Source organism: Spirillospora sp. NPDC049652 (genome assembly GCF_040675125.1).
In the GTDB taxonomy this organism is placed as follows: Bacteria; Actinomycetota; Actinomycetes; order Streptosporangiales; family Streptosporangiaceae; genus Spirillospora.
This window is the reverse complement of record NZ_JBFAOF010000122.1, coordinates 1-12597: the sequence shown is the minus strand read 5'-3', so window position 1 is coordinate 12597 and position 12597 is coordinate 1. Positions and strand designations below refer to the sequence as shown.

Sequence of the window (12597 nt, the reverse complement as noted above, 5' to 3'; positions counted from 1 at the left end):
CCACCGCCCGCGAGAACGCCCGGCACCGGCTCGGCGGGCGCCCCGAGGGCGGCTGGCGGCTCGCCTGCAGCGCCGAGGCCCACTCGTCCATCAAGTCCGCCGTCCGGCTGCTGGACGCCGACGTCGTCGAGGTCCCGGACGAGCAGGGCCGGCTCACCGGCGACGCCCTCCGGACCGTCCTCGCGGCCGAGCGCGACGCGGGCCGTACCGTGTTCGCGGTCGTCGCGACCGCCGGGACGACCAACGGCGGCCTGATCGACGACCTCGACGGGATCGCCGCCGCCTGCCGCGAGTTCGGCGCCTGGATGCACGTGGACGGCGCGTACGGCGGGGCCGGGCTCGCCGCCCCCTCCGTCCGGGAGCGGTACCGCGGCATCGAGCACGCCGACAGCTTCATCGTCGACCCGCACAAGTGGCTGTTCTCCACCTACGACTGCTGCGCGCTGATCTACCGCGAGCCGCGCCTCGCCCGCGCCGCGCACACCCAGCACGCCGGCTATCTGGACGAGATCGACCGCGAGCAGTGGAACCCCGCCGACCTCGCCGTCCAGCTCACCCGCCGCACCCGCGGCCTGCCCTTCTGGTTCGGCCTCGCCACGCACGGCACCGCCAAGTACACCGAGGCCGTCGAGACGACCCTCGCCACCGCCCGCCGCGTCGCCGACCACATCCGCGAGTCCGCGCACCTGCGCCTGCTCCAGGAGCCGACCCTGTCGGTCGTGCTGTTCGAGCGGGTCGGCTGGACCGAGGAGCAGTACTCGGCCTGGTCGCGCCGGAACGCCGTCGAGGGCGTGATCCTCTGCGTCCCGACCAAGTTCGAGGGGCGCAGCGTCCTGCGGCTGGCCTTCGTCAACCCGATGACCCGCGCCGACAAGGTCATCCCCATCCTCGACACGCTGGCCTGACCGCGCGGCCCGGCCGCTGCGGCGGCGCGGGTCTCGGGCGGCGCGGGTCTCGGCGAAGCGGCTCAGCCCTGCCCGGGAACCTCCGGACCGCCGCGCCCGCCGGCGGCCAGGACGCCCTGCCCTCCGGCGTCCGGAACGCCCGGCAGCCGCGTGCGGGACGCGGGGCTGCGGCGTCCGGCGACGAAGTACAGCACGATCGCCGCGCTCACCCCGAGCGCGCCGACCGGGCTGGCCAGGGCGACCAGCGCCGCCACCGCGTAGCCGACCGGGCCGAGCAGCGACCGCCGCCGCGCCCGCCCGGCCGTCCCGCGCGCCGCCTCGTGCATCAGCTCGGGGTGGCGCGCGAGGTGGTGCCAGAACAGCGTGAACCACGCCGAGGACGCCGCCATCGACAGGGTGTAGAAGACCGCCGCGTCCGCCGCGTGCGGGCGGGTCAGGTGCTCGCCCAGCGTGGCGGTCGGCAGCGGCAGGAAGCTGACCGTCGCCAGCAGCCCGAGGTTGAGGAACAGCAGCGTCCGGTCCACCCGGACGACCCGGTGGAACAGGTTGTGGTGGTGGATCCAGGCGATCCCGATCACCAGGAACGTCACCGCGTAGGAGTCCAGCGCGGGCCACTCGTGCCGCAGCGCCGGCCACACCGCCTCGTCCCGGCCGGGCCGGTGCACGTCGAGGATCAGCAGGGTCGCCGCGATCGCGAACACGCCGTCGCTGAAGGCCTGCAGCCGGCCCGGGCTGATCGCCGGATCGGACTCGGCCTGACCCGCGGACGGGGGGTAGGGCTGGGACATGGGGGGCTCCCGGAAACGATCATCGGCTCGGTTGATTGGATCAAAATATGGCTGACACGAACAGAATCGGATCCCTGGACGTCCATCCGCTCTCGCTCGGCGGCAACGTGTTCGGCTGGACGGCCGACCAGGACGCCTCCTACGCGGTGCTGGACGCCTTCCACGCGGCCGGCGGGAACTTCGTCGACACCGCCGACGGCTACTCGGCGTGGGTGGCGGGCAACCACGGCGGCGAGTCCGAGACGATCATCGGCGACTGGATGGCGGCCCGGCGCAACCGCGACGAGATGGTCGTCGCCACCAAGGTCGGCTCGCACCCCGAGCGCAAGGGCCTCGTGCCCGCCAACATCCACGCCGCCGCCGACGACTCGCTCCGCCGCCTGCGCACCGACCGCATCGACCTCTACTACACCCACTTCGACGACGAGTCGGTGCCGGTCGAGGAGATCATCGGGGCGATGGACGAGCTGAAGCGGGCGGGCAAGGTCCGCGAGATCGCCGTCTCGAACATCTCGCCCGAGCGGCTCGAGGCGTCCCTGGCCGCCAGCGACCGGGACGGCCTGGCCAAGTACGTCGCCATCCAGCCGCACTACAACCTCGTCCACCGGGACGAGTACGAGGGCCGGAAGCTGGAGCTCGCCCAGCGGCACGGCCTGGCGTGCGTCCCGTACTACGCGCTCGCGTCCGGCTTCCTGACCGGCAAGTACCGTCCGGGGCAGAACGTGGAGAGCCCGCGCGCCCAGGGGGCGGGGAAGTACCTCGGGACCGAGCGGGGCGACCGGGTGCTCGCCGCGCTGGACGAGATCGCCGCCGACCGGAACGTCGCGGTCGCCACGGTCGCGCTCGCCTGGCTCGCGGGCCGCCCGACCGTCGCCGCGCCGCTCGCCAGCGCCCGCTCGGTCGAGCAGCTCCCGGCCCTGCTCGGGGCCGCCGAGCTCACCCTGACCGACGAGGAGGCGGCCCGGCTCACCGAGGCCTCCGCCTGACCGGCGCACCTACGGCGCACCCGGCTCCCTCCGGCCCGGGCGGCATACGTCCGCCCGGGCCGGGCGCCGGAGGGCCGGGCGGGATACCGGATGGCCGGAAGGATCTTGCCGCCGGTAACGTCCCGGGTCGTGCTTCCGTCCACCACGTTCCTCCTCGTCGGCGGCCTCGCCGTGCTCGTCGGCGCCGTCGTGCAGAGCAGCATCGGGTTCGGGGTCGGCGTCGTCGCGACGCCCGTCGTCGCGCTGCTGTTCCCGGACCTGATGCCCGGCGCGCTGCTCATCGCGGCGACGGTGACGCCGATGTTCACGCTCGTCCGCGAGGTCCGGCACGCCGACCTGAGCGGCCTCGGCTGGGCGTTCGCGGGCCGCCTCGCCGGGACCCCGCTCGGGGTGTGGGTCGTCGCCGTCCTGTCGGCGCGCGGCATGGGCCTGGCGGCGGGCGGCCTGGTGCTCGTGGCGCTCGCGGTCAGCGCCTACTCCGGGTCCGTCCCGCGCAACCGCACCACGCTCGCCGCCGCCGGGATGTTCGCCGGGCTCGGCGGCACCGCGACCGCGATCGGCGGCCCGCCCATCGCGCTGCTCTACCAGGGCGAGGCCGGCCCGAGGGTGCGCGCCACCCTGGCGATCTTCTTCACCCTGGGGACGCTGATCTCGGTGCTCACCCTCACCGCGCTGCACCAGCTCCCGCAGCGCCAGTTCGTCGCCGGGCTCGCGCTCACCCCGTTCGTCGCCGCCGGGTTCTTCGCGGCCGGCCCGCTGCGGCGCTACCTGGACGGCGGCCGGACGCGGCTGGCCGTGCTGGGCCTGGTCGGCCTGTCCGCGTCCGTCCTGATCCTGCGTAACCTGATCTGATGCCCTCCCCTTCACCGTCCGCTCCCCGCCCGACCAAGGCCGACCTGGAGGCCGCCCGCGACCGGCTGATCCCGGACGTCCTGCCGCCCGAGGACGTCCCGCTGCGGGTGCTGTTCACCGGCATCAACCCCGGCCTCTACTCGGGCGCGACCGGCCACCACTTCGCCCGTCCGGGCAACCGGTTCTGGCCCGCCCTGCACCGCTCCGGCTTCACCCCGCGCCTGCTGCACCCCTCCGAGCAGGACGAACTGGGCGCGCTCGGCCTCGGCATCACCAACCTCGCGCCGCGCACCACCGCCCGCGCCGACGAGCTGACCCCCGAGGAACTGCGCGAGGGCGGCCGGCGGCTCGCCGAACTGGTCGAGCGCCGCCGTCCCCGCTTCCTCGCCGTCCAGGGCGTCACCGCCTACCGCACCGCGTTCGGCCACCCGAAGGCCCAGATCGGCCTCCAGGACGACACGCTCGGCCCCGCCCGGGTCTGGGTGCTGCCTAACCCGAGCGGCCTCAACGCGAGCTGGCCCCTGGACCGCATCGCCGCCGAACTCGCCCGCCTCCGCGAAGCCGCCGACGCCTGACGCCGCGCGGTCGCGGCCCATTCCGGCCCGGCCCGACCGAGCCCGGCTGAGCCCGGTTCAGCCCGTCCGGGACGCCGCCGACGCGAGCATCGCCTGAACCTCGGCGACCAGCGTCGCCGACGGCTCCCAGAGCCCGACCTTGCCGAGCGCCACCACCGGACGCGGCAGCGGGGCCACGTCCGCCAGCCGCCAGTGGTGCGCCTCCGGTTGGGCCCATGGACCGCAGCCGCACGAGCCGTCCAGCACCGCGCCGGAGCAGACGTCCTCGATCCCGGCGACCGCGATCACCGCGCCGACCGTCGCGAGCGGGTCGCCCGGGTCCCAGCCCGCGCCGAGGATCAGCGGGGAGTCGCACGCGCCGAGGTCGACGCGCAGGGAGGCGTAGACCAGCACCGGCCCCCGGTAGGCCGTGGGTGACCCGTGGTTGAACACGCCGTTGCCCGCCCGCACCATCGCGAACGCCCACGGCTGCCGGACGCTGATCGCCCTCACCCGGTCACCTCCTGTGATCGTCCCGCCCCGTCCCGTCCGGCGGGGCGGCGGACGTCGTGCGGTCGTCGGGAGTACCCGGCCGCACCGGCCGCACCCGCGCCACCGGGGCAGAGGGGGGTGTCGGGCGGGGCAGCCGTCCCTGATGTCGGGAGAACGAGCGACAAGGACGGATGGTTCGGCCGGGGACGGTTCAGCTCCGCACCAGGCGCGTGTACGCGATGACGTTGTCGACGTAGTGCCCGGTGCCGCTGTCGAAGTCGCCGCCGCACGTCACCAGGCGCAGGCCCGCGTAGCGCAGGTCCTCCGCATAGACCTTCTCGCCGGGGAAGGCCGCCTTGGCGACCTGCTCGACGCGCTGGACCGCGAACGCGGCGGTCCGGCCGTCCCTGCGGACGACCTGCACCCGGTCGCCCTCGCGCAGCTCCCGCAGCCTGCTGAAGACGGCGGCCCGGCCGCGCGCGTCCACGTGCCCGAGGATCACCGACGGCCCCTCCTCGCCCGGCGTCGGGCCGCCGTTCCACCATCCGGCGAGGTTCGGGCGGTCGAGCGACGGGACCTCGATCGTGCCGTCCGGCTTCAGCCCGAGGCCGGTGACCGGCGCGGTCACGCCCAGCCTCGGAATCTTGATCGTCACGGGTTCGGACCGGGGCAGCGCGGACGTCGCGTACCGCACCGGGCCGGCCGTGCCCGTGCCGGTGCTCCGCTTCGCCCCCGGATCGGTCGGCCCGTCCGCGTACGGTCCGTCGCTCCCGCATCCGCCCGCCAGGACGGCGGCGGCCACCAGCAGCCCGCAACACGCCGCGAGACGGCCGGCCGCGCGCCGGGGCGGGGTCAGGACCGCTCCTTCGCGTCCTTGGCGGCGCGGCGGCGCAGGACGAGACCGGCCCCGGCGAGCGTGACGGCGACCGCGCCCGTGCCGAGGAGCGGCGTGCCGAGGAGCGGCGTGCGGTCGGCACGGCGTCCCGTGGCGGTGCTGCCGTCCCCGGTCTCCGGCGCGCCCCGGGGGATCGCCGGGCCGGGGGACACCTCGTCCCGGCCCGGACGGGTCGTGAACACGACGTGCCCGTGCCCGGCGCAGGAGATCCGGACGCGCACGACCGACGGCAGCGACCGCTCGAACCTCGCGGTGGCCTCCCAGGTGTCCTCGGCGGTCTCCGTAAACAGCGGGTCCGCGACGAAGGACGACGAGGTCGCGCTCACCCGGGCCGGGCAGTGCACCTTCATGGCGAGCCGTCCGCCGGGCAGGACCGTCCGGGTGGACAGGTCCACGTCGTCGAACCCGAAGTCGAACCCGCCGCCGGGGCCCTTCCCGGGCGGGGCCTTGGGCGGGGCCGGCGGGGCGCTCTTCTCCGGGACGGTCACGAACAGCGTGAGCGTCCTCGGCCCGCCCGCCGCCCGGCAGCGGAACTTGGTGATGTAGGCGTTCCCCGGCTTGAGGTCGGGCTTCGTCGAGGCGATACCCGTCCAGGACGTCCCGCCGGCCCGGTCGAAGTGCGCCGGGTCGCCCCGGACGAACGCCTCGTTCTGGCCGGCGAGGGACGGCTCGTCCACGCACCCGCGGACCAGCACCGTCACGTTCTCACCGGGCGTGAACCGCTGCGGCGCGATCGACACCGTCGGCACCCCCGCGAACGTGCCGAGCGGCGCGCCCGCGGAAGATCCGGTGGCCGGCGCCGCCCAGGCGGGCGCGGCGCCGCTCGCCAGCGAGCCGACCAGGACGGCTCCGGACGCGGTCCCCGCGGCCGCGAGGCGTCGGACGGTGCTGCTGCCCATAGGACCCCCTGACGTGGTCGTGTGCGGCGGGCTGCCGGTACCGCGGCAGTGTAGAGATCGGAACGGCTCCTGTGCGCTCGGTCACAAAAGTGATCACTTATTGTCGGGAAGTGCCCGGGTTCGTTGGCAGGTTCAGCCCTTGAGCGCGCCCGCCATCAGCCCCCGCATGAAGAACCGGCCGAGCAGCAGGTACACCAGCAGGGTCGGCAGGGACGCGAGCAGCGCCTCGGCCATCTGCTGGCTGTAGTTCACCGCCGCCGCCCCCGACCCGGCCGTGTTGTTCAGCAGCACCGTCACCGGCCAGCTGTCCGGCGCGCCGAGGAACACCGCGAACAGGAAGTCGTTCCACATCGAGGTGAACTGCCAGATCAGCACCACCGCGAACGCCGGGCCGGACACCGGCCGCACCACCGACCAGTAGGTGCGCAGCATGCCCGCGCCGTCCACCCGCGCCGCCTCGATCAGCTCGTCCGGGATCGTCACGTAGTAGTTCCGGAAGATCAGCGTGCAGATCGGGATGCCGTACACCACGTGCGCGAGGACCAGGCCGCGGATCGTCCCGACCAGCTCCATGTGGGTGAGCAGCCCGGCCAGCGGGATCATCACCGCCTGGTACGGGATGAACATCCCGAACAGGAACAGCGTGAACACCGCGTCCGCGCCGGGGAAGCGCCACTTGCTCAGCACGTAGCCGTTCAGCGACCCCAGCACCGCCGAGATCAGCGACCCGGACACCGCGATCTTGACGCTGTTCTCCAGCCCCGGCCGCAGCGACGACCAGGCCGCCCGCCAGCCGCCCAGCCCCCAGTGCGCGGGCAGGTTCCAGGCGGTGGACGGGTCGGCCTCCTGCAGCGACTTGAAGCTGGTCACCACCAGCACGTACACCGGGATCAGGAACACCAGGACGAACGCCAGCAGCACCGCGAACCGCAGCACCCGCCATGCCCGCGCGGCGCCCGTCCGCGGCCGCGGAGCCCGCGCCACCGCCCCCGCCGCGCTCATCGCCACGCCTCCTCGACGCCGCCGTCCCGTCCGGCCGGACCGGCCCTCTCCGCCGTGCTCTCCGCCGTGCTCTCCGCCGTGCCCGTCGCCGCGTTCACCGGTTCCGCTCCGTCCGCACCGACCAGACCAGGTAGGGGATGACCAGCACCGCGACCGCCAGCAGCAGGTACGTCGCGATCGTCGCGCCGTTCGCCGGGTCGTGCCGGTCGAACACCTCGACGTAGGTCGCGATCGCCGGGACGTAGGTGATGATCTGCTTGCCCGCGATCGCCATGATCAGGTCGAACACCTTCAGCGAGATGTGCCCGAGGATGATCAGCGCGGACAGCGTCACCGGCCGCAGCTGCGGGAACACCACGTACCGGTACACCTGCCACTCCGACGCGCCGTCCACCCGGGCCGCCTCGCGCAGGTCCTCCGGGACGCTGCGGAACCCGGCCAGGTACAGCGCCATCACGTACCCGGACATCTGCCAGACCGCGGGGATCGCCATCGCGGCCATGCCCCACGTCCGGTCCTGCCACCACGAGTTCGCCAGGTCGCCGAGCCCGGCCTTGTGGAACAGCTGGTTCAACCCCACGGCGCGGTCGCCCGGCGCCGGGTTCATCAGCCACCGCCACACCACCCCGGACGCGATGAACGAGATCGCCATCGGGAACAGGTAGATGATCCGGAACCCGGCCTCGCCCCGGATGCCCTTCTCCATCAGGAACGCCAGGAACGCGCCGAGCAGCAGCGCGCCGCCCACGAACACGACGGTGAACAGCAGCGCGTGCCGTACCGCCCCCGGCCAGGACGGCTGGTGCCACAGATCGACGAAGTTCCTGCCCTTGTCGAACCGGTACGGCGACACCTCGTCGTGCTTGCCGCTCACCGCGACCCGCGTGTTCCAGAAGATCAGCCCGTACACGAACAGGCCGATCGCCACGATGGACGGCGTGACCAGCAGCAGCCCGGGCAGCCAGCCCGCCCGGCGGAGCCGCCGCAGCCGCCCGGGCGGACGGGCCGCCGGCCCGGTCCGCCCGGACGCGCCGCGCGACGTCGCGACTCGGGTCACTGGGCGTCGTTCTTGGCCGCGTCCGCCAGCGCCTTCTGGAGTTTCGCGGCGTCCTTGCTCTGCAGGAACAGGCCCACGGCCGTGTCGATGTCGGTGTGCCACTTGTTGTTGGCGACGACGCCGTGCCACATCGACCCGGCCAGCTTGGTCGCCGGGTTGCCCCACTGCTGGAGCGCGTAGGAGAGGTAGCCGGTGTACAGGCTCTTGTCGGCGTCCGTGCGCGCCGGGATGGAGCCCTTCTTCGGGTTGAACAGGTCCTGGCCCTGCTTGCTGCCGGCCTCCTTCAGCCACGCCAGCGCGCCCGCCCGGTGCGGTGCGCCCTTCGGCAGCGTGAAGCTGTCCGACAGCCACAGGTACGTCCCGTCCGTGCCGGGGGAGGGGGCGTAGTTGAAGTCGGTGCCGAGCTTCTTGCCGAGGCCGTTCGGGGCGCTGCCGATGAAGTAGCCGTAGGCCCAGTCGCCCATGATGTTGAACGCGGCCTTGCCGTCCACCACGGCCTTGGACGCGCCCTGCCAGTCGGTCGAGGCGGCCTCCACCGAGGTGTACTTCACGATCTCGGCGAAGTCGCCCAGCGCCTTGGTGACCTGCGGGCCGGACCAGTCCGCGCCCGGCTTCCACAGCGCGTTGTAGCCGTCGGTGCCGAGGTCGCCGAGCAGGACGCTCTCCAGCAGGTGGTCCGCGGTCCACTGCGCGCCGAGCGACAGCGGCACCTTCTTGGTCTTCGCCTGCACCTGCTTGAGGTCGGTGATGAACTCCGCGACCGTCTTCGGCGGCCCGGCGATGCCGGCGGCCTTCAGGACGGCCGGGCTGTACCAGAGCATGTTCGAGCGGTGGATGTTCACCGGCACCGAGTAGATCTTGCCCTGGTAGCTGATCTGGTCGAGCAGCTGCTTGGGGTAGACCTTGGTCATCCCGTTGTCGTCGTAGAACGAGTTGAGCGGCTCGATCTGCCCGGCCTTGATGTAGTCCAGCAGCTCCGCGCCCGCGTGGCCCTGGAAGGAGTCCGGCGGCTTGCGGTTCTGCAGGCGGCTGGCGAGCACGGCCTTCGCCTGGGTCCCCGAGCCGCCCGCGATGGCCGCGTTCTCGAAGGTCGTGCCGGGGTTGTTCTTCTCGAAGTCGGCCTTCATCGCGGCCAGGCCGTCGGCCTCGCCGGGACCGGTCCACCAGGAGAAGACCTCGACCTTGGACTTGTCCGTCGACTTCTTGTCCCCGCCCCCGCCGCCGCAGCCGGCGAGGACCAGCGCCCCGCCGAGCGCGACGGCCGTCATCGCGGTGAGACCGCCGCGTCCGCGAACCCGGTGCGCCCGCACCCTTGATCCCAGCATCGCCCGTCCCTTCGGTCAACCCGAAAAACAAGCGTCCGTTCAACTGATGATCAGGTCAACACTCCGCTCCGAATAGTGATCTTCCGGTGATCTCGGTCACCGTCCGGGCGCGGAACGCAGCCGCCGCACGGCACACGTCAGCCACGGGGGACGGCGTGTAGGTGTGTCACCAGGGCAGGGCGGGGGGCAGGCCCTCCACACCCGCGTCAGGCCACTCCAGGGGCATCCCGAGGGGCTCCAGCTCCGCCATCTGGAGCCGGTACCACGGGGACGCCTCGGGCCGCTCGGCGAGCTTGACGCACTCCTGCCACGTCCACCAGCGGGCCTCCTCCACCTCGTCCGGGGCGAGCGTCGCCGCGGTGTCGGTCACGGTCGCGCGGACGACCGGGCAGCGCTCGTGCTCGACCGTCCCGTCCTCGGCGACCGCCCGGTACCGGAAGCCCGGCAGGACGGAGGTGATCGTGTCCGGGACCAGGCCGAGCTCGGTGCCGAGCCGCCGCCGCACCGCGTCCCGCAGCCCCTCGCGGGGCGCCGGATGGCCGCAGCAGCTGCCCGTCCAGACGCCGGGGAAGGTCTTCTTCCCGAGCGCCCGCCGGGTGATCAGCACCCGGCCGTCCGGATCCACCACGTAGCAGGAGAACGCCAGGTGGTAGGGGGTGTCCCGGTGGTGGCTGGCCAGCTTCGGCGCCGTCCCGACCGCCTCGTCGGCGGCGTTCAGCAGCACGATCTCCTCAGAGTGAACGGACACGGGCTTCCTTTCGTCGAGGGTGGTGGGCCCTGCCGGGCGTGATGTAGCGCTAGGTGATTGTGGCGATTCGGTGCGGAAATCCTCCCAGGCCGCGGGGTGGGGCACCGGGTCGGTCAAGCCGGACTAAACTCAGAACGGCCCGACGACCGGGGGCCTCCGAAAGCCCCTGATGGAGGAGTTGACAAGCGTGACCCTGCTGGAGTCGATCACGGGTCCTGAGGATCTCAGGCGACTGGACGCCACGCTGCTGCCCCGCCTGGCCGGGGAGGTCCGCGAGTTCCTGGTGGACGCGGTCTCCAAGACCGGCGGCCACCTCGGGCCCAACCTGGGCGCGGTCGAGCTGACCATCGCCCTGCACCGCGTCTTCGACTCGCCTCGCGACCGGATCCTGTTCGACACCGGCCACCAGGCGTACGTGCACAAGCTGCTGACGGGCCGGCACGACTTCTCCGACCTGCGGCGGCGCGGCGGCCTGTCCGGCTACCCGAGCCAGGCCGAGTCCGAGCACGATGTGATCGAGAACTCGCACGCCTCGACCGCGCTGTCCTACGCCGACGGCCTCGCCAAGGCGTTCCAGCTGCGCGGCGAGTCCGAGCGGGCGGTCGTCGCGGTGGTCGGCGACGGCGCGCTCACGGGCGGCATGTGCTGGGAGGCCCTCAACAACATCGCGGGCGCCCAGGACCGCCCGGTCATCATCGTCGTCAACGACAACGGCCGGTCCTACTCGCCGACGATCGGCGGCCTCGCCAGCCACCTGGCCGACCTGCGGGTCACCCAGGGCTACGAGCGCGCGCTCGACCTGATCAAGCGGACGGTGCCGAAGGCCCCGGTGGTCGGCGCGGTCGCCTACGAGGCGCTGCACGGCGTGAAGAAGGGCCTCAAGGACGTCCTCCAGCCGCAGGCCATGTTCGAGGACCTCGGCATGAAGTACGTCGGCCCGATCGACGGGCACGACACCGAGGCCATGGAGCACGCGCTGCGCCGCGCCCGCTCGTTCGGCCGCCCGGTGATCGTCCACGCGATCACCCGCAAGGGCCAGGGCTACGAGCCCGCCCTCGCCAACGACGAGGACCACATGCACGGCGCGGGCGCGTTCGACCCCGCCACCGGCAAGGCCTCCGCCAAGCCCGGCGCGGCCCCCGGCTGGACGAAGGTGTTCGGCGTGGAGATGGTCGCGATCGGCGCCGAGCGCCCCGACGTGGTCGCGATCACCGCCGCGATGCTGCACCCGGTCGGGCTCGCCCCGTTCGCCGCGGCCTACCCCGACCGCATCTACGACGTCGGCATCGCCGAGCAGCACGCCGCGACCTCGGCCGCGGGCCTCGCGGTCGGCGGCATGCACCCGGTCTTCGCCGTCTACGCCACCTTCCTGAACCGCGCGTTCGACCAGGTCCTGATGGACGTGGCGCTGCACCGGCTGCCGGTGACGTTCGCGCTCGACCGGTCCGGCGTCACCGGCGACGACGGCGCGTCCCACAACGGCATGTGGGACCTGTCCCTGCTCTCGCTGGTGCCGGGCATGCGCGTCGCCGTCCCGCGCGACGGCACCCGCCTGCGCGAGCTGCTGCGCGAGTGCGTCGCGATCGACGACGGCCCGTCCGCGATCCGGTACCCGAAGGGCTCGGTCGCCGCCGACGTCCCGGCCGTCGACCGGGTCGGCGGCATGGACGTCCTGGCCCGGCACGCCGGCGCCAACGGCACCCGCGTGCTGCTGGTGGTCGCGGGCTCGCTCGCCGCCACGGTGCTGGAGGCCGCCGAGCTGATCGCCGCGCAGGGCATCGGCGTCACCGTCGTCGACCCGCGCTGGGTCAAGCCGCTCGACCCCGAGCTGGTCGGGCTCGCCGCCGCGCACACCCTGGTCGCCGTGGTGGAGGACAACGGCCGCACCGGCGCCGTCGGCGACGCGGTGGCCCGCGAGCTGCGCGACAACGCGGTGGACGTGCCGGTGCGCACCTACGGCATCGAGCAGGAGTTCCTCGACCACGCCTCGCGCGCGCAGATCCTCGCCGACCTCGGCCTCACCCCGCAGGACCTGGCCCGCGAGATCAGAACGGAAGAGCACACGTAAGAACTCCAGACACATACACACATATC

At 73.2% G+C, this 12597-nt stretch carries 13 protein-coding genes; 5 read left to right on the top strand and 8 right to left on the bottom strand.

Annotated elements, in window-relative coordinates; translation table 11 throughout:
• A partial coding sequence (locus tag AB0J52_RS11380; RefSeq protein WP_500181477.1) for a pyridoxal phosphate-dependent decarboxylase family protein occupies window positions 1–905 on the top strand: 905 nt, incomplete at its 5' end.
• 62 nt (window positions 906–967) lie between these two features.
• Here the strand turns inward: AB0J52_RS11380 and AB0J52_RS11375 are convergent.
• The gene (locus tag AB0J52_RS11375; protein WP_500181476.1) at window positions 968–1693 is read right to left on the bottom strand and encodes a TMEM175 family protein; all 726 of its coding nucleotides are present in this window, start codon (window positions 1691–1693) and stop codon (window positions 968–970) included.
• A 47-nt stretch (window positions 1694–1740) separates the two neighbouring features.
• Here AB0J52_RS11375 and AB0J52_RS11370 point away from each other — a divergent pair, with 47 nt between their 5' ends.
• The 3 genes from AB0J52_RS11370 (at window position 1741) to mug (ending at window position 4106) form a co-directional block, all read left to right on the top strand.
• Window positions 1741–2679: an aldo/keto reductase gene (locus tag AB0J52_RS11370; protein WP_500181475.1), complete on the top strand. Its 939-nt coding sequence runs from the start codon at window positions 1741–1743 to the stop codon at window positions 2677–2679.
• Window positions 2680–2808: 129 nt separating this feature from the next.
• On the top strand, window positions 2809–3531 hold the full coding sequence (locus tag AB0J52_RS11365) for a sulfite exporter TauE/SafE family protein (protein WP_500181474.1): 723 nt from the start codon (window positions 2809–2811) through the stop codon (window positions 3529–3531).
• Window positions 3531–4106 (top strand): G/U mismatch-specific DNA glycosylase, encoded by a 576-nt coding sequence (mug, locus tag AB0J52_RS11360; RefSeq protein WP_500181473.1) that lies wholly within the window; start codon window positions 3531–3533, stop codon window positions 4104–4106. The genes AB0J52_RS11365 and mug overlap by 1 nt, the downstream gene beginning before the upstream one ends.
• Before the next feature lie 57 nt (window positions 4107–4163).
• Here mug and AB0J52_RS11355 read toward each other — a convergent pair whose 3' ends face one another.
• From AB0J52_RS11355 to idi, 7 genes are all read right to left on the bottom strand, one after another.
• A complete protein-coding gene (locus AB0J52_RS11355; RefSeq protein WP_500181472.1) occupies window positions 4164–4598 on the bottom strand; it encodes an ASCH domain-containing protein in 435 nt (144 codons plus the stop codon).
• 190 nt (window positions 4599–4788) lie between these two features.
• Window positions 4789–5379 carry a class F sortase gene (locus AB0J52_RS11350; RefSeq protein WP_500181471.1) on the bottom strand — a complete coding sequence of 197 codons (591 nt, stop codon included), beginning with the start codon at window positions 5377–5379 and terminating at the stop codon, window positions 4789–4791.
• A gap of 50 nt (window positions 5380–5429) precedes the next feature.
• The gene (locus tag AB0J52_RS11345; RefSeq protein WP_500181470.1) at window positions 5430–6371 is read right to left on the bottom strand and encodes a hypothetical protein; all 942 of its coding nucleotides are present in this window, start codon (window positions 6369–6371) and stop codon (window positions 5430–5432) included.
• Between the two features lie 132 nt (window positions 6372–6503).
• The gene (locus AB0J52_RS11340; RefSeq protein ID WP_500181469.1) at window positions 6504–7373 is read right to left on the bottom strand and encodes a carbohydrate ABC transporter permease; all 870 of its coding nucleotides are present in this window, start codon (window positions 7371–7373) and stop codon (window positions 6504–6506) included.
• A gap of 94 nt (window positions 7374–7467) precedes the next feature.
• Window positions 7468–8430 carry a carbohydrate ABC transporter permease gene (locus AB0J52_RS11335; protein WP_500181468.1) on the bottom strand — a complete coding sequence of 321 codons (963 nt, stop codon included), beginning with the start codon at window positions 8428–8430 and terminating at the stop codon, window positions 7468–7470.
• Window positions 8427–9755, bottom strand: coding sequence for an ABC transporter substrate-binding protein (locus tag AB0J52_RS11330; protein ID WP_500181467.1), 1329 nt, complete (start codon window positions 9753–9755; stop codon window positions 8427–8429). The genes AB0J52_RS11335 and AB0J52_RS11330 overlap by 4 nt, the downstream gene beginning before the upstream one ends.
• Window positions 9756–9921: 166 nt before the next feature.
• Entirely contained in the window at window positions 9922–10503 is a 582-nt protein-coding gene (gene idi / locus AB0J52_RS11325) for an isopentenyl-diphosphate Delta-isomerase (protein WP_500181466.1), read from the bottom strand.
• A 187-nt stretch (window positions 10504–10690) separates the two neighbouring features.
• Here idi and dxs point away from each other — a divergent pair, with 187 nt between their 5' ends.
• Window positions 10691–12571, top strand: a complete 1881-nt coding sequence (gene dxs / locus AB0J52_RS11320; RefSeq protein WP_500181465.1) for a 1-deoxy-D-xylulose-5-phosphate synthase — start codon at window positions 10691–10693, stop codon at window positions 12569–12571.
• Window positions 12572–12597: the final 26 nt, after the last annotated feature.